Source organism: Anabaena sp. CCY 0017, from assembly GCF_963920885.1.
Lineage (GTDB): Bacteria > Cyanobacteriota > Cyanobacteriia > Cyanobacteriales > Nostocaceae > Nodularia.
Window position 1 is genome coordinate 1 of sequence record NZ_CAWUDG010000042.1, and the last position, 20582, is coordinate 20582.

17 protein-coding genes and 1 pseudogene are annotated in these 20582 nt (G+C 41.2%); 6 read left to right on the plus strand and 12 right to left on the minus strand.

Going from position 1 to position 20582, the window contains the following annotated elements:
* Positions 1-26: 26 nt before the first annotated feature.
* Positions 27-374: pseudogene (locus ACM0OW_RS24450) on the minus strand (zinc ribbon domain-containing protein); the annotation flags it as partial.
* A gap of 33 nt (positions 375-407) precedes the next feature.
* Positions 408-1580 carry an ISAzo13 family transposase gene (locus ACM0OW_RS24455; protein WP_414553143.1) on the minus strand — a complete coding sequence of 391 codons (1173 nt, stop codon included), beginning with the start codon at positions 1578-1580 and terminating at the stop codon, positions 408-410.
* A 10-nt stretch (positions 1581-1590) separates the two neighbouring features.
* Here ACM0OW_RS24455 and ACM0OW_RS24460 point away from each other — a divergent pair, with 10 nt between their 5' ends.
* On the plus strand, positions 1591-1863 hold the full coding sequence (locus tag ACM0OW_RS24460) for a hypothetical protein (RefSeq protein ID WP_414553144.1): 273 nt from the start codon (positions 1591-1593) through the stop codon (positions 1861-1863).
* A gap of 35 nt (positions 1864-1898) precedes the next feature.
* On the opposite strand, the gene ACM0OW_RS24465 is transcribed toward ACM0OW_RS24460, so the two are convergent.
* The 4 genes from ACM0OW_RS24465 to ACM0OW_RS24480 all read right to left on the minus strand — a co-directional run bounded on the left by ACM0OW_RS24465 (position 1899) and on the right by ACM0OW_RS24480 (position 5939).
* Positions 1899-2114 (minus strand): hypothetical protein, encoded by a 216-nt coding sequence (locus ACM0OW_RS24465; protein ID WP_227788765.1) that lies wholly within the window; start codon positions 2112-2114, stop codon positions 1899-1901.
* A gap of 357 nt (positions 2115-2471) precedes the next feature.
* On the minus strand, positions 2472-4220 hold the full coding sequence (locus ACM0OW_RS24470; RefSeq protein ID WP_414553145.1) for a bifunctional 3'-5' exonuclease/DNA polymerase: 1749 nt from the start codon (positions 4218-4220) through the stop codon (positions 2472-2474).
* 180 nt (positions 4221-4400) lie between these two features.
* Positions 4401-4931 carry a hypothetical protein gene (locus tag ACM0OW_RS24475; protein ID WP_414553146.1) on the minus strand — a complete coding sequence of 177 codons (531 nt, stop codon included), beginning with the start codon at positions 4929-4931 and terminating at the stop codon, positions 4401-4403.
* A gap of 315 nt (positions 4932-5246) precedes the next feature.
* Complete coding sequence (locus ACM0OW_RS24480; protein WP_414553148.1) at positions 5247-5939, minus strand: hypothetical protein; 693 nt, start codon at positions 5937-5939, stop codon at positions 5247-5249.
* Between the two features lie 128 nt (positions 5940-6067).
* On the opposite strand from ACM0OW_RS24480, the gene ACM0OW_RS24485 reads away from it, so the two are divergent.
* From ACM0OW_RS24485 to ACM0OW_RS24495, 3 genes are all read left to right on the plus strand, one after another.
* On the plus strand, positions 6068-6376 hold the full coding sequence (locus ACM0OW_RS24485) for a hypothetical protein (RefSeq protein ID WP_414553149.1): 309 nt from the start codon (positions 6068-6070) through the stop codon (positions 6374-6376).
* Positions 6377-6629: 253 nt separating this feature from the next.
* Positions 6630-8609, plus strand: a complete 1980-nt coding sequence (locus ACM0OW_RS24490; RefSeq protein WP_414553151.1) for a M23 family peptidase — start codon at positions 6630-6632, stop codon at positions 8607-8609.
* A gap of 18 nt (positions 8610-8627) precedes the next feature.
* The gene (locus ACM0OW_RS24495; protein ID WP_414553152.1) at positions 8628-9356 is read left to right on the plus strand and encodes a hypothetical protein; all 729 of its coding nucleotides are present in this window, start codon (positions 8628-8630) and stop codon (positions 9354-9356) included.
* 210 nt (positions 9357-9566) lie between these two features.
* Here ACM0OW_RS24495 and ACM0OW_RS24500 read toward each other — a convergent pair whose 3' ends face one another.
* Positions 9567-10667 (minus strand): DUF5895 domain-containing protein, encoded by a 1101-nt coding sequence (locus tag ACM0OW_RS24500; RefSeq protein ID WP_414553153.1) that lies wholly within the window; start codon positions 10665-10667, stop codon positions 9567-9569.
* Positions 10668-10838: 171 nt separating this feature from the next.
* On the opposite strand from ACM0OW_RS24500, the gene ACM0OW_RS24505 reads away from it, so the two are divergent.
* Positions 10839-12704 carry a type IV secretory system conjugative DNA transfer family protein gene (locus ACM0OW_RS24505; protein ID WP_414553154.1) on the plus strand — a complete coding sequence of 622 codons (1866 nt, stop codon included), beginning with the start codon at positions 10839-10841 and terminating at the stop codon, positions 12702-12704.
* Positions 12705-12721: 17 nt separating this feature from the next.
* On the opposite strand, the gene ACM0OW_RS24510 is transcribed toward ACM0OW_RS24505, so the two are convergent.
* From ACM0OW_RS24510 to ACM0OW_RS24530, 5 genes are all read right to left on the minus strand, one after another.
* Positions 12722-13378 (minus strand): hypothetical protein, encoded by a 657-nt coding sequence (locus ACM0OW_RS24510; protein WP_414553156.1) that lies wholly within the window; start codon positions 13376-13378, stop codon positions 12722-12724.
* Positions 13379-13494: 116 nt separating this feature from the next.
* On the minus strand, positions 13495-13752 hold the full coding sequence (locus ACM0OW_RS24515; RefSeq protein ID WP_323215871.1) for a type II toxin-antitoxin system ParD family antitoxin: 258 nt from the start codon (positions 13750-13752) through the stop codon (positions 13495-13497).
* 167 nt (positions 13753-13919) lie between these two features.
* On the minus strand, positions 13920-16532 hold the full coding sequence (locus ACM0OW_RS24520) for a DEAD/DEAH box helicase (protein ID WP_414553157.1): 2613 nt from the start codon (positions 16530-16532) through the stop codon (positions 13920-13922).
* Positions 16533-16656: 124 nt separating this feature from the next.
* The gene (locus ACM0OW_RS24525) at positions 16657-17511 is read right to left on the minus strand and encodes a hypothetical protein (RefSeq protein WP_414553159.1); all 855 of its coding nucleotides are present in this window, start codon (positions 17509-17511) and stop codon (positions 16657-16659) included.
* A 6-nt stretch (positions 17512-17517) separates the two neighbouring features.
* Positions 17518-17928 carry a hypothetical protein gene (locus ACM0OW_RS24530; protein WP_414553161.1) on the minus strand — a complete coding sequence of 137 codons (411 nt, stop codon included), beginning with the start codon at positions 17926-17928 and terminating at the stop codon, positions 17518-17520.
* Between the two features lie 337 nt (positions 17929-18265).
* Between ACM0OW_RS24530 and ACM0OW_RS24535 the strand changes: the two genes are divergently transcribed.
* Positions 18266-20582, plus strand: a 2317-nt coding sequence (locus tag ACM0OW_RS24535; protein WP_414553163.1) for a CHAT domain-containing protein, incomplete at its 3' end; no start/stop codon positions are given.

The window sequence follows — 20582 nt, forward strand, 5'->3', positions numbered from 1 at the left end:
TAAAAGTATTTATATTTTAATCAAGTGTACCTCATAATAGACGGAAGTGCTGTATCTCTGTCTTGAATATATCCACAAACACCACACTCGTGAACTCTAATATCAAGTGTTTTCTTGTGTTGATGACCACATTTAGGACAAGTTTGACTAGGCTTTACTTTCTTAGTTGGAACTTCCACAAACACACCACCAATTTGTTCTACTTTGTACTTGATGGTACTGCGTAGCATTCCAAAACCTACATCGAGTATCGACTTATTCAAACCAGCTTTTTGCTTTTTGCGTTTGGTCACTGAGCTTTGCCGAAGTGTACCTTTTTTAGCCTTACTGGTCATGTTCTTAACTTCTAGTTTCTCTGTGGCAACGAAGCTATTAAGAGTGTTCCAAGTAAAAAATGATCCAAAAGTTTAGTCACTTCGACAAAAGATTTCCACAAACCATTTTTTCAAAGTTGGTAAGCGGGAAATCTGCTCTTCGATTTGCTCCATTGCTTGTTGTGTAAGTTTAACTCCTGTATGATAAATTTTCTCAACCAAAGTAACTACAGGATTTTTGCCCTTGAAAGTTAGGGTAGAAGCAAACCGGAGTACGGTGTCAACACTGTCGAGTAAGCTACCACGCCAATGTTGCTCAAGCCAACCAAAAGCGCGTTCGACAGGATTATATTTACTGTGATAAGGAGGATAATAAGCTAGTTGAATTGTTAGTTGAAATTTCTGAGCGAACTCAAGGATACGATACATGAACTGAGTCCGTCGGGAATGGTTTTCTGGCCCATTATCTTGGTTGATAACCAATTTATGAATGTGAGCAAAGCGGTCTTTGACACTCATCCACCACTGCTCAAGAATATCAACAATACAATCAGCAGTTAGTTTCGACTGTACGAAAAATAGAAATAATTCGCTCCCTTCAGGCAGAAAAATGCCGTAAGGGGTAATTGCTGGAAAAGTTGAAAAGTCGTGGTCGTATGCCACAGTTTTGGCACGGGTCTTTCCGCCTCTGTCGAACTCTCCAATTTTGATTCCCACCTTGGCATCTATAGAAATTCTCAATGTTGTTGCGTCATCATCTGCTTGCTGATTGATGCGGTTAACTTCTTTAAAGATGGCTTCTGTTTCTGGTATCTGTTTGATTGGTTTTGTTTTAGCCACCCTTTTTAATCCATAACCTAGTTGATTTAATCGTTGTCGAATTACCTCCGCTGTTGGGAGTTCTTGATCTTGATACCCTTTGATTTCTATCAACTGATGACGAACTTGCGCTGCTGATAGTCTTGTATACAAACGGGTACTATCAAAACTTGGGTCTGTTTGGCTTTGTGGCTCTACAATTGAGCGTATATCTGACAGTAAGTTTGGCAATCTATGTTCAATTGGTTTGCTGCCTCTGAGTCGGAATGAGTCTGCTATCGACATTCCATGCTCTAACTCTTGCATCCCTTTCCGAATTGTCCGTCTATTCCATCCTAGTTCTCGTTCTGCTATTGTTGCTCCTCCTCGTCCCCATCCCTTCACCACCTCTGCCATGAATTGTCTTCGGTCACTTCCCTTCAGCTTTTTTGCTGTCTTGATAGCCATATCTTTGAGATTGGCACAAATCGAAGGGGCTATTTCTTTACTTGGGCAGCGTTCTGCAACTCCTCAAAGAAGGCAGTCCTACCAATATCATCCACCGCAGTTAGAACTGCAAGCGTATCAGGGGGTAAATCTGGCTAAAAGATTGGGTGTGGATTTAGCTACTTTAGAGCGAGAACGAAATAATCAGAGTTCTAAGGACTTTGAAAGATGGTGCAGGTCGAAAGATCCTGGTTCTGTTGGGTGGCGTTTTGGTGACGATGGACTCTTTCATCCAATTAAATGATGGAACACAGTTGTTTAGTCCGCAACAATTGGGGATTATCTCTTGAAGAAGGCAGCTTCATTTTGGCGTGGTATCTTGACGTTTTGAGTCTGAAAAATGATTTGAAAAGCAATATCTCTGCCTGACTGCTTCAAGACGAGCAGATAAGCAACAGCATCATCACGTCGGCGAAATCTTTGTACAACAATATTTTCTTGGTTGGGAAGATATCGGACAATACACCAAGGTTTTAATTGCTCAGAATAAGTCATATCATACTCCTTAACAATACTGTTAAATCAGTATTTAATCTGCTTTGCCATCACCAAGATTTAGCTCAAATGAGGCTGAAAAATCTTGATTTACTCTAAATCTGCGTAAGCAGACTGTTAAGGGAGCATCTGAGCTTTTTAACAGTTACCAGTCAAATAAATTCAAAATTAAAGACAATTAGTGGGAGCTTGTAGCTTGCTTGGCGTAGGGTAATCGCCACTAAACAATTCGCGCATTATCAATTCAAAAAAGGTCAATGTGGGTAGTTTTCCTCCCCCACTATATCGACGTTAATTGAAAGCCGATTAGTGGTAGGCGTTGGTGGCGGGCTTGATAACTGTTGACTGATAACTGATTCACCAGGTATTTGATGCCTTAATATCGATAACAACGGGAATAGGGGAGAGAAACTTTTGGGCAGCAGCCACCATACAATTGTGTAAAATATGGCTAACTTGGTCAATCATAGTCTCTGGACATTCCAGTATAATTTCATCATGGACAATGCAAATCAACTTGGCATTAGTCTCAGCCAATGGTTGGAAAAGTTTAGCCATAGCCAATTTGTTAATATCAGCATTTAGACCTTGCACAGGATGATTAAGCATTTCTGCTAACCTGGGCTGCGAAGCCCACTTGCGCCTTCTCCCAGCGAGGGTACGGCTTTCCTTAGTCCCCCGGATATAAGCTCGTTTGATAGTTTCATGCCACTCAGCCACCCCAGAATAAGCATGAAAAAACCGCTTTCTAAAAGCCTTTGCTGCTGCGAGTGTCATCGTTACCCCATATTTAATTTCGGCATAGATGCAAAGTTTGGCAGCCCCCATACCGTAGATTAATCCGAAGTTAACAGCTTTAGCCAATCGGCGATCCTCTTGAGTAACTTGGCTGATAGGCTTACCAGTCACCAGGGCGGCTGTGAGTCGATGCAAGTCAGAACCTTGACGGTAGGCTTGCCGCATTCTAGAATCACCGCTAAGACGAGCCACAATCCTTAACTCAATTTGTGAATAATCAGCTGTTAAAATTTGGTAGCCTGGTGCAGCAATAAAGCAATTTCGAGCCGCAGGATCACGGGGAATAGTTTGCAACGGTGGGTGACGACAGGAGAATCTACCAGACCTAGCTCCTAATTGGTAGTAGTTTGGGTGAATTCTGCCTGTTTTTGGGTGAATGTGTTGAGGAAGGCTATCAGTAAGTGTAGTTGTGATTTTGGAGAGGTGGCGATAATCCAAAAGTGCCTGAATCACCGGATATTCCTGGGCTAAAGGAATTAAATCTTTTTGGTTAGTTGATTTGAGGTCAATGCCCATAGCCTGGAGAGCAGCTAAAACTTGCTGGGGTGAATTAGGATTGATAGTATCCGTGAGTTCTGGTAGTAGGGACATTTGAGCATTACCAGCCAGATGCAGTTGTTTAAGCTGTTGCAGTGCTGTGGTTTTTTTAGCCTCTAACTTGGCACCCAATATCTGCCATTGGGACAAGTCAAACAACATTCCATTCAGTTCCATTTGAGCCACAACGGGCATACAGCGAAATTCTAGTTGGGCGATTTTGAATAATTTCGCTTGTTTTAATTTCTTCAGCAAAATGGGGTAAAGTTGCAACAATATGGCAGCATCCCAGGCAGCATACCGCAATTGTGCTTGGGTAAACGGTTGATGCCAATCGCTCATTTGTTGGGTTTTGTCGAGTTGAATATGCAACAGTTGAGCAGTGACATTTTGTAAAGATGCACTGGTTTTGATTCCAGCATTCAAAACTTGGTAAGCAAGTTGAGTATCGAAGAAACGCCCATTCGGTTTAAGTCGGGCTTGGGTGAGAAATTGCCAGTCAAACTTGGCATTATGAGCAATTTTGAGCGCCGAGTTACCAAGGAGTTTTTTTAAAAGTGAGCGATGGCTTTGAGGAATAGCTGGTAAATCAATCAGCACTACCGGATGGTTGGGTACAGCTATTTGCATCAGTTTAATAGAGTCAGTTAAAGGGTCAAGTCCTGTAGTTTCACAATCTATGGCTAAAACTTCTGATTTCAACAAAGGTGGGAGAACCAAATTAAGAGTTGAAACATGGGAAACAAGAGTATATTCTGGAGGATGAATCATCTGGTGATTTGTATTGATTTCTGCAAGCCATCATGAATTAACTTGGAATTTGCCACCAAGAAGCGATAGCTTATATATATACTCAGTTGAAAATATTCCGGTGTTACAAGGATAAAAGAGAGGTAAAAAAGAGTGAATATTCCTCTCTTTATCTGTTTAACTGAATTAACTTTTATCTGTTTAAGCCATGCTAGAATGGTCAAGATTTAGTCGCTCAGATATCAAAGCAGTAGGTGCTAACTCTTGAAGAATGGTTGCTCCCATTTCGGGTGCCAGTTCTAAACGATGCTGAATTTGGGCTTGCAACCAAGCTAAGGTCACACTTTTACCATTGATTTTTTGTGGGATAATTAAGTCAGGATTTCGTTGGGAAGCTTTTTTTATGGCACTGGCAATTTTTCTAGCTGTGCGTAAATCAATTTTTGCTATATCAATGCTCACACAGTTGTCTGTTTCCGGTGACGATTCTGATATAATACTGTTAGTTGATGGCTGGGGATTGTCCACATTCAGAGACTCCTGAAGAGGACTAAATTCAACGTGCAATTGCTCAGAAGTTGAACTGTTGAGAGAAGATTCAATGTTAAGTGTAACTTGATGCCATAAATGGACTAAGCCACAGATAAAATCAACAACAATCACAATAGCAGCAAAGGCTATAATAGCAATGAGCAGGTAATTTAAAACTTCTTGAATTTGTTGAGTATTCATGGTTTCTAGGTTGAGAATATTTGTTCACAAAACCAGAAGCAATTGCTTCAAATTTAACATAAAGTTAGACTGGGGATTAGGTACTAGTAGCGCCGTGAAGTCAAAATTCAGCAGGGGCATATTGCAAGATGCCCGTACAAAAGCTGATAAAATAGGCTGTTCATTGATTTAAAATGGTTGTGCTATTTCCGCCAACCTGTACTAAGGACTGGGGATTTTAGATTGCACTTTCATCTACCTTTCATCCAAAATATTCGCCGCTTTGCTAACGCCAATCCCAAATTGTTTGCCAATACCTCATCCCCAATCGCTAATTTAAAACAAGCTAATTTGCACAGTTGAATTGGCAAAAGTTTGAGGAGTTGGTGGATTTTTAGTTGAGTCTAATTTAGACTTGATCAAACGCTTACCCCATCCTTCTTGTTTTGCGTGTTGAACAACGCTGCGGCGAATTGATTTACTCAGATAGTTGAATTCATTTTTTACCCGATTAAAATGAACAGTGGGATAACTGCTCATATTCTGTGTCGCAGCATCACCGAGTGATTCATAAAAACTCTGGCAATTTTTGGGTAATTTATCATGTTTGATTAACACCTCATTTCCTAGCCAAATATAAAGGTCAGCATAGTCTCTGTGTAAAGGTGCTTCGTAAGTTGCAGGCATGATGTAAGTGAGAACTTCTGCGGCTGTAGCATATTCACCAATTTGATTGTTTTCGTATTCAGTGCAAATCAGTTCTAAACGCTCTTGAATACAAGCAAACTTTAGCCACTGGGGAATCATATCACTCCAAGGACTGCGATGAATTACTAACGGACCGGCAAGGTAGCGAACATGATGCCGAGAAAATTCAGCGATTTCTAAAAGGCACGCCAAGATTTCTTTAGGTGTGTCTAAGGTTGCCAGAATTTGCAACAACTTTAAGGTATTGGTTGGCAGTTTGGCACTATTACCATTACTGATTTCTGCCATGACTTCTGAGGGAATGAAATTTATTTGCTCCATTTGTCATCTCGATATGAGCGCATCACCAAAAATAGCCAATAGGCTAAAAAATTAATATCCAATTGGTTGATGCAGATGCTTGATAAATCTTTTTACGCTGGCATTGATAGATTTTTGAGGTCATGCCAATGAACAACGAACCGACAATTAACCAACAACTTGATGATGAGCCAAGTGGCTCTGGTAAGACTGGTAGTGGTTATCAATCTGAAGCTGACAGTGTGGAACAATCAATTTCTGAAGATACTGATAATCCTTGGGTAACAGATAATTTTCAAGATGGTTATCAAGAGAATGTCTTTGAAGTAAACTTTGGGGATACACCTTATACAGAATCTGCGGCTCATCCCAATCCTAAGTTGCCAGGATATAGTTCTGGTTCTGGTTATAAGTCTCAAAAATGTCAACAGTCAGCATCCCCAGAGCTAGAATTGTGAATCATATTTTCGCGGCAAGCTCCACTCCAGTAGTAACCAGAAATATAGTTTTTGTTCAAGAGTTTTTGTTCACGCAAATACGGGAGCTAATTGAGGTGTCACTTAATTTTGGATTTGGGATTTACGTCAAATCAATTCAAAATTATCAATGCAAAATTAAAAATAAAAAACCGAATCTTTGTGCATTTTGAGTTTGGCATTTTAAATTGCCAAAGGGCTTTATGCATCACTCTTAAGTTGGAAAATCGGAATCATGAACATCCCCAAAACATGGATATTTATTCTGGTTGTCATTAGTTTTATGATTTATGGTGTGGCGACACCAGCTTTAACCAATAGATTTGATGATGGCAATTTACCAACTAAAATTGTAGAGGTGGCAAATCCGCAATCTCGATTGCCTGCAACTAAAATTTTGCTGCCAGACTGGAACCGGATTTCTCTGAGCCAATTACCGGGAATCGGTCAATCTGGTGCAATTGATGGCAGTCCCTACAGCCAAGCTCTGGGTTATGACCTGAGTCGCACTTGGAATGTGGGTATGACTCCTGACCAGTATTTGAAGTTGGGAGATATCAGCGAAGCTTTCCAGGCAGAGGAGTTTTCTTTGCAGGCGATTGCGCTCCGCGCACACCCGCAGGCCATCGCCCTTCGCACCTGGCCAGAGACCACTGACGAGTTTGACAGTATAGATTTAAACAAAATACCTTTGAGTGAATTTCCCCTGATTGGTGAGCAGACATTGAGCCATTTAGCTGAAGTTGTTCCAGAATTAGCGCAAACATCAGTTAAAGACATTACACCTGTTGCCAAGTTACTACAGTCTCAGGGAATTGCTGCATCTAATTTAACATTAGCTCAAGTATTAACACAGTATGAAGTTGGACAAAGGAAATTAGAAGAAATTGATTTATCACAGTTTCCGCTCACTGCCATTCCTAATGTAGATGCAGTCCAAATCAAAGAGTTGAGCAATTGGATGAACAGTTTTGTCAAAAATATTCCTGGTTTGGGGGCAGTACCGTTAGCATTGATGCCCAATCCGATCACGAAAATTGGTAACTTGGTCATGCGGATTGATGCAGTCTATGGACGAGCCGAAAATCGGCGTAACCAGACAATTTCTGGCTCAGACGTGCAAGGGTTTTCTGTGCCTTGTACTCAAAGAGACTGTGCTTATTTAGAACTAGATGATTTAGAAAATGCAGGTCGTGGCGAGCGCAGTTTACTCGAAGGTAAGCAGTGGATTTCCGGTAAATACCAGGAAGTAGAAGGGGGCTGGGGTATCCTCAAGGCAGTTAACAACGGTCGGGAACCAACAGGAAGGCTACCTTTTGGTAAAGCGTTTAAAGTAGTGGTGATGGAACCTGATGAAACTACAGATACGGTAGATACAGCTTTATTCTTGCGCTTTTGTGCTTGGCGGATGGGCTGTACACCTTACTTTATTGGGCCAATTCCTTTTTTCAGTTACAAGGTCAATGCTTTGATGTTTGTCGGCAATTTGGACAGTGGGAGTCAGTCGAGTTCCCAGACGACTTCTATCCCCACGGGTGCAAAAACACAGGTGAGTAGTAATTCTGCTGAAAATGCGACAGGGACAAATCAAATGAATCCTTGCAATTTCACCAGTCCGCATGGCTCAATGAGCAGTCAATCAGGGGATGAGATAAATCTGCGTTCGCTGGGAAATGCCATTGCGAAAATTGAAAGTGCTGGTAGTGGAGATGACAGAGCTATCGGTGTGTATACTTGTGCGGATCAGGGTTTAAATTGTGGTCGCGCTCTTGGTCGTTACCAGTTGATGAGTTATAACCCCTATGCAGTGGAGTTAATTGTTGCTAAACCAGGAGGACAAGAGTTTCTGAGTCGAGTCGAGCAAGGATATAAACCTACAGAGGCGGAACTGTTTCAGTTCTTTCCAACGGCTGACCAAGAACAGGCATTTCTGGCTGATATGGCTGATAAAATCGAGGTAACTCAAGCTGAAATTGACCCCACTACCGGGGAGCATTTTACTGGCGAGCGCCTGATTGAGCGAGTAGCTCAAAAGCATTTTGGTGGTAATTACAGTTTAATTGATGGAAGCGGTTCTGATGCTTTTGGTCGTCTTAGCCTGAAAGATTACGGCAAAACTGCTTTAGCTAATTATCGTCACAGCCATGACCACAGTCAAACCCTCACCTGTGTCCCCAGTGGACAGCGATTTGCATATGAACTCAAGCAATCCTGAAAATAGGAGGGAATACTGATGACAAATTTAGCTAAACCTTCCATGATTTCACCCCATGAGGTCAACCAAATACCTGAAACTAAGTTGTATTCAAAAACACACTTGGGGCAAGCTACAGCAGAAGAGACAAAAACTCTTGATTCTGCCTTGATTCAACAATCTCAAACAGTGCATACCACTGGTGATCAATTACCAAAACCTTCCATGAGGATACGTTACTGGGTATATTGGTTTCGTGTTGGTTTAAGTATCTTTTTACTGCTTTCTATGTTGATGGGTTTAGGAGGCTGTAGCGTAAATGCGGCAACGGTTACTTGGAATCCAGCTGTTAATGTTGTACCTGCTTCTGTATTGTCACAAGTAATTGTAGAAAATACTCAGTTAAATCCCCAAGCTGCTGCTAAAAATATCCGAGCTTGGAGTGTTACCGGAAAAGACGGCAAGTTGACAGTTTTTGACTTCAACACTCCAGATGTTTGCGGGAAGTTGGGTTGTTTGTATGTTGGTTACTGGTTCAGACAAAATCAACCAATAATTCAGGTATTATTGCGTTATTTTTCGCCCAATTTACCACCAGGAAGTCAGTTGTTGGCAGTAGGAGAAAACCGAGGTAGGGCATTACCATGTATTCAGGTACTGCAAACAGCACAAAACCAACTCCGGCAATTAAATTATTGTTTCAATAATGATAGCTATACACTTGCTGGTAGTCAACTTTTTGCTCCTGCTAAGAGTTCTCAAAGTTAATAGGTTGACATTTTTTTACATTGTTTAGTGGCGATTACCCTACTCTAAGCAAGCTACAAGCTTCCACTACTTGTCTTTAATTTTGAATTTTGCATTGATAACTTTGAATTTTGAATTGATTTAACCCCTATTGCACTAGGTAAAATCTGCCCTAGTTTTCTGACTACGACAGATTTTTCGATTCAAAACAGGCAATATAATTGCATTGAGTTATTCTTGATCATCTTCCTGAAATTCAAAGTCATCATCGTCTAATTCATCTGCTAAATCGTCGAGTTCATCCAGGAAGTCGTCATCTTCATGCTCAATTACTTGTATTTTGCGAGGTGGCTTGGTTGCTGGTTTGGATTTACGCACATTTTGAGTTTTGTTTCTATTCTTGCTATTCTTGTTTGGTTGCAACACTTCCACGTCTACAGACACCGATTCTCCGGGTAAAGATGGCAGAGATTGCAATTCGTTAAAACCAGCGATGGCATCATGCTGTTGCCAAATTAAAGCTTTAGCTGTGGGTGTACCCAAATAAAGTTGTGGCAAATTTTCAACTGTGGGTTTCGTGTAATCTACAGTTTTACAACAGTTATGTTTATTCTTGCCTTCACCTTCTTTAACTGCTTTGAACTCAAGTTCCAGCACGCCTAAACTCCGCCATCTATCACTTTTACCACTAAATGGTACTTGAAAATAGTCAGCAAAGGTCTTCTCTAATGAGCGATAAAATTCTTCACGTACTGACTTAAAACTCCAAAGAGCAACATTTTTGAACCGAACAACAACAGGATTAGTGTGTAATGGTTGATTATTATCATCCAAAAATATCAATGCGTGTTCTGAACAGACATCCATTGTTTTCTTGTCAAGGCTATGTTTATAATCGTCATAAAGCCCTACAAAGGAACCACCCAAATCTTCAACATCTGATTTATAACGGATATACTCTGGTGCAAAACCTAAAACAAGTACCTTGGCTTCAGTAATTAATAGTCCGGTAACATCTTCAGTCAAGGTGACAGTAGTTAAATCGTCTTCTTCCGGGATATCCAGCCAACCAGCCTTTTCTAACTGGTCTTCTGGAATCAAAAGTCCCGCAGGTTTATCGTTAACGACAATACCATAGGGAAGAATCGGTTTGCGAACTTGGTTATAGTGATCATCGAAGAGTTCTGGGTCAATTTCAAAGTCTGTTTCTTCAAAGGTAGAAGCTTCGGTATCACTGGCTCTGGTTCTGGGAGTTTTAGGTTTAGAAGCGGTGTTTTTGGCAGTTGATTGATGGGGGCGATTAGAGTTGTTTGTCACTTTGGATTTCACCATTGGACTACATAAATAATGATTGTCCAAGGTATGAGGCGTTAGCCTCAAAATTTAGTGATTAAATGGCATAAAATTGTAGCTAAGTGAAATCCCTAAAAAAATGTCCATCAGGTCAATTACTTAGCTTGGACTTGGTAGCTAAAATTTCTGGTAAACGCATTTTTCATGACTATGAACCTTTACCAGAAGTATCTACCAGACAGCCATATTACTGCTAACTCGACATTAATTGAGGTGTCACCTTACCCAGCACCCCTAGCCAGTATCGACTTTGGCCAGTTACTTCAAGAATATAATAATCCCCAAGGTTGGATGATGATCGGTGGAATGCTGTTTGTTTTACTGTTCTTACAAATCAGTGGTACTGGTCAAGGTAAAATCACTACTGGTAAAGTCTGCGGTGTCAGCGAGAAACTAGCAGCAACTAATTTAGCACTCCAGCAAATCAAGCAGCATCAACACAATAAAGTGACTCTGTGGTCTGGTACGCCTCGCTATTGGGCTAAAGGCAAAACACGGGGGTTAATGGCTAATTTACAAATTATCCTGGGTGCAGCACCGACAGTTTGGTTTCCCAATGCTGAACGGGGAACACTGGTAATAGGTGCGCCTGGGTCAGGTAAAACCTACTCTACTATCGACAGGATGCTGGAAAGCTCCATGCAGCAAGGTTTCCCGATTATCCTCTACGACAAAAAGGGAGACCAGCTACGACTCCATGCACCCTTAGCAGCACGTTATGGTTACAAGGTGCGTGTATTTGCCCCTGGTGAACCATTTAGCGGTGTCATCAATCCTTTGGATTATATGCGTGATGCCCGTGATGGAGTGATGGCAGGGGAAATTGGCCAAGTGATTAACCGCAATGCTGCCAGTGGGGGTAAAAGTGATGAGTTCTTTGCAAAAGCTGGGGACTTGTTAGCTAAAGCACTGTTGCAGTTAGTTAAGGGTTCAGCTTACCCAGATATGGCGATGCTGTACGCTGTGCTGCGGTTGCCGAAATTGGTGCAACGTCTTGACCATGCGGTACAGTCTCAAAGGTTGGATGAGTGGGTCGCAACTTCATTTATTCAATTTTTGAGTGCTAAGGATGCCGAAAAGACTATTTCGGGAATTTTGACCACAGCCGCAGGGACTTTTTCATCTTTTATTCAAGCTGATTTGCTACGGGCATTTATCGGTAAATCGGATATTCCCACTCAGCTGTCAGGTAGAGAAATGGTGGTGTTTAAGCTGGATGATGAACGCCGCAGTGTGGTGGGGCCGCTGTTGGCAGTTGCCATGCACTTAATGATTGTTGGTAATTTGAGCCGTCCCCGCAAAGACCCGTTGATTATTTCTTTGGATGAGTTGCCATCTATCAAATTAGACAGATTACCACAGTGGATTAATGAGTATCGTTCCAATGGTGCTTGTTTTATCTTGGGTATCCAAAGTTTAGAACAACTTTACGATATTTATGGCGATAAAATGGGAAGTGCGATCGCCTCAGCTTGTAGTACTCATGTTTTATTTAACCCTGGTAACTACAAAACGGCTGAGGATTACTCCAAACGCTACGGTGAGAAAGAAGTGCTGATTAAAAATCGTACCACGGGGCGATCGCTTGGCGGACAAATGAGCCGTTCAATTAGCTTCTCTGAGAACTTGCAAAAAATGCCTGTAATCAGTGCTGATGAAATATTGAAGTTTCCGCAAGGTAAATGCGTAATTACCAGTCCTGGTTATAGTTCCGGCGGACAAGCTTCTATTCCCTATCCTTTAATTATTCCCGTATCCAAAGCTGATAAAAAAAGAGCAGCCGAAAGTGAAACTCTTTGGGAGAAACAAGTTAGACCTGCTTTGTCAAATCAGATGACAATACCTGATCTGAAAATGCTGACACAAGCACTGTATGAACGAATTGAAGCAGCCGGGCGAATGTTGCCATTACCAGATGAAGATGTCGCACCTGCACCGGAATCTCATGATAGCGAACCTGATGTTTTGGAGAATTTTCCCCCACGAGTCTATCAAACTCCTGGATTACAAGGATAGAAAACGGGCATGGTAGTTCATATGATAATTTCAGAAATATCGTCTAAATTTACCATTGATGATAATTCCTGATTGGCTTGATTTGATGTTAAATTATTGTCTTGAGTTTGACTGAGTAATTTAATTAACCATCGCTCTGTCTGCTTATGCTGCTTTTGCTTCCAGCGTATATCTAATCTTTGGGGTGGTTTAACAGGATGTACTGCTAAAATCACCAGTTGCATTTGGTTAGGAATAACTGAGTATTGTCTAGCCGTAGTCCACAACTTTACCCGGTCTTGCCAGCTTAACTGAGGATGACGCACAGCCCATTCATAAAGTCTGGGAATACCTTGTTTAAAGGCTATATTTGTGATAACTTGAATAAAATAATTATCGCTCTGAATTGCCAGAGGCGCAATCACTGGGTTATCGACTAATAACTTCTTACGAGTTTGAAAAAGTTCTGGTGCAAGTTCCTGTATTTGAGTCAGCCACTGAGCAATTTGAGGATGGGCATTTAATAAAGGTTCTACAGGCAATCCTAAAAAGAATTGTTTCATCAGCAAATGGAAGTTATCTGCAATCATAGGGTCAAAACCAGAGCGATTTGGCTGATATTTTTGATTGGGTAATAAGATTTGTTGTTGAGTTTTAGTAAGTTGTTGAATATCAGCAAGATTAATTACTGGCATGGTGGAGATAAAATTACATCTCTCCCATGCAGCGATAAGCTGCTACTGTCTTCTGTAGTATTTTTGTAATTAAATCGCCTCAGCTTCCGCAAGGGGTTTCTTCAGAAGAATAGGCATTATCTGGACTGTTTCTCCTGCCGTTGCTGTTGTGCTTTAACAATGATTTCACTCATGTTTAAAGGTGTAGATTCTCCACTATCAATACCTTGTTCAATTTCTCGTCGTAATTCAGCCAGGCGTATTTGTTTCAGGGCATCCTGTTCTTTGAGTAACCGTAGCCCTTCCCGAATCACTTCACTCGCGGAAGTATACATACCGCTTTCAACTTTAGATTGTACCCACTTTTCTAGTTCGATAGTTAGAGAAACGTTCATGTGCAACCTCTAAAAAAGCTTGTACTAATAATTGTACTGGGAATAACAGAAAATAACCAACTTTGTTATTGTGCTGTTCCTATCATCCCAGTTTAATGTAATTATTTATCGGGTGTAGAGATTTTGCGGGTCAGTCTGGTTGGCGCAGCATCTCGTAAGCGACGATGCTACGCCCCACCGGAAGCGATGGTCTCCGACCGACCGGAGGTTATGGCATCCAATAGCACTAAACCCATTTGCTTCAATAAAGCAGTATTTCCATCAGGACAGCCATGCTGAATTAGGCACTTAGCACAACCAGTATCACAATGACAATCTCGTGCTATGACCCCAGCCGCATCAGCCAGGTTTGGCAGATGTTTAAACACAGCTTCCGCCGCACCATTGCCGCCATCACTGGTATCATAGAAATAACCCGTGTAATTGTGATTTTCCCCAATTTCCTGCACCACTGTAAAATTTACCTGTTTGGGGTCAACTCTAGCCACTAGCTGTAATGCTCTCATAATTTGATGCCCAAAGCTGTGGATAGCAATCAAAATACTCGAATATTCCCACAACTGTTGATAACCAGGGGGAATCGGTTCTCCACTGCGAGTCAGACGGGTTCTGGTGGTTTTAGCAAATTGCTGGATGTATTCCCGCGCACTTGAGTTCATCGTTACTTTCACCATTGGGGCGGAAAACTGGGTGAGAAAAGGCTGCTCAAACTTTTCTTCAGACAGGGTTTTCACAATCACAGCTTTGCGGGTGAGTTTGTGACAAAGGGGACAACGCTGGTGTTGCGGTAAAGGTTCTTTGTAGTTAAGACACCGCTTATTCAAACAAGTCTGCTCATAAATTTGCGTCATTAAATTGTAACCACTGGTAATGTGCTTAACTTCACCAAAACTCAGTTCCAGGGTTAAGTATTCTTGACAGTTGTCGATTTCACAATTTGGAGAAAACAGCAATGGTAATTTTACTGGGTCAGTTAGCACCGTCAGGCTACTGGTTTGTGATTCTGTACCTGCAACGGTAAAAAGTGGGCTATCTGCTATCTGTTTTAATATGGCTCGTTTACTGTTGAGGTCGAGGGAAATGCACTGATAAGTTAGCATTTGTCCATGAGCATCTTGTCGTTTGTAGATGGCTTGGGGATGAACTTCACGGTGAGCAATGTCTGCGGAGATTTCTTCTAGTTCTTCCCCTGATGTGGCATCTACTAACTTGATGGTAGTTTGAGATAAACCACCCCGAAAGTTCACATCTTTATGGGGATATCCTTTAGCCCACAAGCCATTGCGACCTTTATTCAGATGTCCTTGGGCTAACAAAAGTTTTGCGACATCGAAAGCGGTTGTGCCAAAATAGTGTTTGATTTTGTGGGTGGGGATGCCTGTTTCTGCGGCTGCACACATCAAATGCTTGGCGGCAAAGATGGGATATTGGTCATTAAAGAATACTTCTTCCACTTCTCCAGATACCAGCATTTCTGGATGTTCTGCTACGTAGCAGTCAATGGGATTGAGGGCGTTGGGAAGCAGCAGGGTGATTCCAGGCTGAGAACGTCCGGCTCGACCACTGCGTTGCTGATAGGCCATTTTGGAGCCTGGCCAGCCCCGTAATACACAACATTCTAGTTCTGGTAAGTCAATTCCCGCTTCTAATGCTTCTGTGGCAATAATCCATTTAATTATACCTGACTGGAGTTGGTTAACTACTTCTGCCCGACGCTCAGAGGTGATGCCACTGTAAAATGCGGCTACTTGGTGGGATTTTAACAGTTCTGTGACTTCCCGGACACTGCGGCGAGAGTTACAAAAGGCGATACCTGACTTACCTTGATGGTGTAAAAAGTGAATGATTCCCGCAGTGTCGGCTGTTAAATTATAACTAGGTTGAGTGACAATTACTTGTCTGGGTGGTGAAGCGGCTCCACTTTTGCGAATCCAAATCAGGGGTTTGGGGTTGAGTTTAGTGGGTTTTAAGCCAGAGATTTTCAGTGCTAGTTGTTTAGGATTACCACAAGTGGCGCTGAGGAAAATAAATTGCAGTTTCTGGGAGTCACCACCGTAATGGTCTACGGCTAGTTTGATGCGCCGCATTAGCCATGTCATATTTGCGCCATAGCTGCCGGCAAGGGTATGTGCTTCGTCAATCAATATATAGCGCAGTCGCTGATAAAAGTTTGCCCAAGGTGCAGATTTCCAGGTTTGCTTGAGTTGAAAGTGGATTAATTCGGGAGTTACACCTAATATATGCGGTTCACTTTTGAGGATTTGTTCTCGTTTTTCTGATTTGACATCTCCGGTGAGCATTGCCATGACAGGTCGAGATTTTGTGGGTATGCTGGAGAGTAGTTGCGAGATTTTATGGCACTGGTCTAGTGCTAAGGCTCGCAGTCCATAAAATGCTAAGGCTCGGTGTTCTTCATTGATGCAACCTTCGATAATGGCGGGGTATGTGCTGAGGGTTTTACCACTGGCTGTGGGAGAGGTGAGGATTAAACTTTTACCTTGTCTAATGGCGCGTAGAGTTTTTAGTTGGTGAGAGTAGAGTTGGTTAATTCCTAATGATTGCAAGGCTGTAATTAATTGCTTTGGTAGGTCTTGAGGGATATTTTTGAGATCAGGTTCTGTGGCGGGAATTGTTTGTTGCCAGAGTAATTCTTCACCGAGAAATTCGGTGATATCTGTTGGTTCAGTCAGATGGTGATTTGAGTGGGAATTTTCTGTAATGGGTGTGGTAGGTGGTGTCCAAAGGCTTTGCAGCAAGGCATTATAATTGGGCGTGTTCATGGCGGTGTTTTTCGCTCTTTGCCCTAAAAAATCCCCCAATGGGGGAAGATATTAAATTGACATAAGTAAACTCCGAATTCACATAGTTATTTTTCTATCAATGCAATAATAATTTTCCAAAGATTTATGATTTTGCAACGATGTGAGTCTCTGAAGGATGCTTATAATGAGGTTGATTAATGGTTGAACATAAATAATTAAATGAATTATCAGTATGTTCTAATTGCATATTCCGGGGTGCATTTAAAGCAATAACAGCATCTCCAATCTTTTCACAACGTTTGCAGTCGCAGGCGGCTGCTCCTTGAGCTAATATTTCTTTTAAATTATTGGCAATATTGATAAATCCTCTAGTATTTGAGTTTTTGGGTAGTTGAGAAGCAATTTGAACTAATTGCTCAATTTCTGGACGGTATTGCACTAAAAGAAATTGGTCAATTTGACATTTGCTTCGACAATTTTTTACATCTCCAAATTCATCAGCAAACTGTTTTAATCCAGCAGCCAGATTTTGTAAGTCAAGGATAAGCGGTACAAGGGCGCGGGTACAGGTGGTAGAATCAGTATTAGTATTATTAAACTTTTTTCTGAGTAGAAATTCAAACCGTTTGATATAAATTCCTAAAATCGAGATAGCTTTTTCTTTATCTTGAACACTACTAAAATTGAGTTGGTGTGTGCTAAACAGTTGGGGAATAAGCTGTAAAATAGCTTTAAGTTCGCTGGTTTTAAATCTATTGCTCCACAGTGCAATAGCATCCCCAATATTATTTATAGTTTCCAGGCGCAGCACAAAGTAGAAGGAAATAAGATTAATCAGATAACTGCGCCTCATTTCCATCTGTACGTAATTAGAAATATAAAGCGGTTGGTCATTAAATTGAGATTCAAAATATTGCTTGTAGACTTGCGTACTTAGTAACAAAGAACGTAGAACTGAGGTATCTAAAAAGTGTTCACGAATAGATGTATCATCCATTTTGTGTTATTCCTCGTCTTGGGCTATATCAGGGTTTTCGTCAAGTATGACACCGAACGGTAGGGTATCAAAGCCTAAGTTTTCCAGAGTTAAAATCGCTGTTTCGACTGATAAATTGTTGATTTTTTCTTGATTCACTAGGGATGTAAGTAGTTCACAAACTCCTTGGTATTGACGGGCATTATAGTCAATCCAACGGTTAGAATATGCCAGTGCATCATGCAGTGCAATTATCACTTCTGTATAGGGGTCAAAAGGTAATTTATCGCGCATAGCACGCATGGTACGCAGTAAATTATCTGCATAAACAGATGCTATGGGTTCTCCAGAGCAAGAGGAGAGTTTTTGTAAATCTATTAAGATATATTTGGTAATCTCTACTCCTGATACTTCTAAAACTTTCTGCTCAATATTCATTGTTTTTCTTCAATAATTGTTGAGGTTTTCAATTAGCTATTACTTTCTATTATAATACATATTTAACTGTACATTGAGGGAGATTTTATCATAGTTTTACTATGCTGTTGTCTGTTGATTCAGTAAAGAGATAATTTCTGGGATGAATTACAAAAATTTAGAGAGGTAATTGAGTCCGAGGGAATTATCTTTACTGATGATGATTTACGAGAGTAAAGCAGCACCAAAAACACCTAGAAGACGAACTAAAATTAAAGCTTTGCAAAACTGTTTTGAAAAAACCCAACTAGCACCTCCTGATATAAAATGAAATTAATCAGTTAAAAGAACCGCAAACATGGCGAAAAATTGCTTGCAGATTACTCATGAGGGAAATTCGATTCAACTTTCTTGGCAACGAGGACAAGCTAATCGTCGCACTGCATCAGCAGTACCTTTTGAGCATCCATTTGATGAAAAAGTATTAGACGATTTACGCTGGTATCTGGAAGACTACTTGCGTCAGCCCTATGGACTAGCCCCGGACATTGCCGCCAGGATTGAGCAGAAATTGCAGACTTGGGGAGAGCAGTTATTTGAGTTGGTATTTCGTAGTAGTGAACAAGCACGACAATTTTTTCAGGCTGCGACTTCTGAAGGTTTGAATCAGTGCGATTTGGTGATTATTTCTGATAATCCAGCAGTGCTAAATTTGCCTTGGGAATTGCTTTACTCACCAAGCGATCGCCTATTTCTCGCTCCTTCCTTAGCAGGTATGTCTCGCAGTCTCAGCGACTATCCTATTCGGGCAGAAATGGGAAAATTACCCCAAGATCAACTCAATATTTTGTTAGTAATTGCCAGACCTTATGGTGAAAAAGATATTGCCCTCAAAACCATTGCTCGTCCTCTTTTAGAGTCATTATCAAATATTCGGAAAAGAGTCAATATTAAAGTTTTGCGTCCGCCTAGCTTTGAGCAGTTTGAACGGGAACTAAATGATAAACCAGGATTTTATCATATTGTTCACTTTGATGGACATGGTAATTTTGACCCGGACAGCCAAGGATTTCAGCATAGCTTCGGTATTGCAGGACAAGGAGTTTTAATATTTGAGGCGTTTGATGGTTCACCACAAATTATCACAGCAGCGCAAATCGCTCAAAATTTAGCAGATTGTCGTGTGCCGATTTTTGTCTTGAACGCTTGCAAATCTGCTCAGGAGGGAGAAGGGAGTTTTTCTTCAGTAGCTACACGCTTAGTTTCTTTGGGAGCTAAGGGTGTAGTAGCAATGGCTTATAGTGTCTATGCCCAAGCTGCTAAACATTTTATGGGGCGTTTGTATGGGGAGTTAGCAGCAGGTAAAAACCTGTCAACAGCAGTTAGCGCAGGGCGAAAACAAGTTTTAAATCAGCCACACCGTCCTAGTCCCAAAGGAGATAAACCGCTACAAGATTGGCTAGTGCCAGTGCTATACCAACAAGAAAACTATACGCCTTTTACACCTGCAAATATAGTTGATAATATTGAAAGTTACTTTGAAGAAACTGTTAGTAATTTGGTGAATTTTCCCCAAGAGGGAAGCTACGGTTTTATTGGGCGAGATTATGATATTTTGCAGTTAGAGCGAGCATTTCGCCAAAACAATATTGTGCTGTTGCAAGGTATGGGAGGCGTGGGTAAAACTGAGTTAGCTGGCGGTTTGGCTCGATGGTTAGATGAGACTCAAGGACGCTCTTTGATATTCTTTATTTCCTTTGAACATGGCGCAACTTTAAGTAATGTTATCAATCAAGTGGGTAGGAAGGTTTGGGAAGATAAATTTTTCCAGTATGCGGCTGAGAAACAACAACAAGCTGTATTAAACTACTTAAAAAATAACGATTGTTTGCTAATTTGGGATAACTTTGAACCTGTAGCGGGGTTTCCAGCAGGAAATGAGCCGTTATTGAGTGCAAGTGAGAGAGAGAATTTACAACGATTTCTCAAAGATTTGCGTGGTAGTAAATCTTGGGTATTAATTACTAGCCGTCGTGAAGAATCTTGGCTTAATTGCGCTTACAGTTTAGTGAATTTGCATGGACTACGTGAGCAAAATGTAGAGGAATTAGCAGCGAAGATTCTGCAAATGGTGGGGGTAGATAGGGCGAAACTTTCCAAACAATATTTAGATTTGTTGAAACTTTTGGCGGGACATCCATTATCGTTGCGGGTGATTTTACCACATTTGAAAACGCAGAATCCATTACAGTTAATTGAAGCTTTGCGACTAGGATTAGATACTTTTTCTGGTGCTGAGGAAGAGGGGAGAGATTTATCTCTCACGGTGTCTTTGGATTATTCTTTTGCTAAGTTGTCGGAAAAGACGCGCCGACATTTACCGTTTTTGGGTTTGTTTTCTGAGAGAGTTAGCCTTGATTGGCTCTATTTATTCTCAGAAAGTTCTGATAACGAGTATGGACATAGCTATCAAGAAGTTTTTGGGACGCAGATGCAAAAAGCTGATTGGCTCAAAATTCTTCATGAGGCAACAGAAGTAGGTATTCTGGAACACATTGCTGAAAATCTTTACAAAATTCATCCTGCCCTGCCTTGGTATCTGCGTAAAAAGCTAGTTTATACGGGAGCAACGCGATTTTGTGAAGTCGGAGAAAAAACAAGCGATCGCAAAAACT

Excerpts from the sequence above, each read along its gene's own strand:
- ACM0OW_RS24455 (WP_414553143.1), bottom strand. The coding sequence starts at position 1,580 with ATGGCTATCAAGACAGCAAAAAAGCTGAAGGGAAGTGACCGAAGACAA.
- ACM0OW_RS24465 (WP_227788765.1), bottom strand. The coding sequence starts at position 2,114 with ATGACTTATTCTGAGCAATTAAAACCTTGGTGTATTGTCCGATATCTT.
- ACM0OW_RS24470 (WP_414553145.1), bottom strand. The coding sequence starts at position 4,220 with ATGATTCATCCTCCAGAATATACTCTTGTTTCCCATGTTTCAACTCTT.
- ACM0OW_RS24475 (WP_414553146.1), bottom strand. The coding sequence starts at position 4,931 with ATGAATACTCAACAAATTCAAGAAGTTTTAAATTACCTGCTCATTGCT.
- ACM0OW_RS24480 (WP_414553148.1), bottom strand. The coding sequence starts at position 5,939 with ATGGAGCAAATAAATTTCATTCCCTCAGAAGTCATGGCAGAAATCAGT.
- ACM0OW_RS24485 (WP_414553149.1), top strand. The coding sequence starts at position 6,068 with ATGAACAACGAACCGACAATTAACCAACAACTTGATGATGAGCCAAGT.
- ACM0OW_RS24490 (WP_414553151.1), top strand. The coding sequence starts at position 6,630 with ATGAACATCCCCAAAACATGGATATTTATTCTGGTTGTCATTAGTTTT.
- ACM0OW_RS24495 (WP_414553152.1), top strand. The coding sequence starts at position 8,628 with ATGACAAATTTAGCTAAACCTTCCATGATTTCACCCCATGAGGTCAAC.
- ACM0OW_RS24500 (WP_414553153.1), bottom strand. The coding sequence starts at position 10,667 with ATGGTGAAATCCAAAGTGACAAACAACTCTAATCGCCCCCATCAATCA.
- ACM0OW_RS24505 (WP_414553154.1), top strand. The coding sequence starts at position 10,839 with ATGAACCTTTACCAGAAGTATCTACCAGACAGCCATATTACTGCTAAC.
- ACM0OW_RS24510 (WP_414553156.1), bottom strand. The coding sequence starts at position 13,378 with ATGCCAGTAATTAATCTTGCTGATATTCAACAACTTACTAAAACTCAA.
- ACM0OW_RS24515 (WP_323215871.1), bottom strand. The coding sequence starts at position 13,752 with ATGAACGTTTCTCTAACTATCGAACTAGAAAAGTGGGTACAATCTAAA.
- ACM0OW_RS24520 (WP_414553157.1), bottom strand. The coding sequence starts at position 16,532 with ATGAACACGCCCAATTATAATGCCTTGCTGCAAAGCCTTTGGACACCA.
- ACM0OW_RS24525 (WP_414553159.1), bottom strand. The coding sequence starts at position 17,511 with ATGGATGATACATCTATTCGTGAACACTTTTTAGATACCTCAGTTCTA.
- ACM0OW_RS24530 (WP_414553161.1), bottom strand. The coding sequence starts at position 17,928 with ATGAATATTGAGCAGAAAGTTTTAGAAGTATCAGGAGTAGAGATTACC.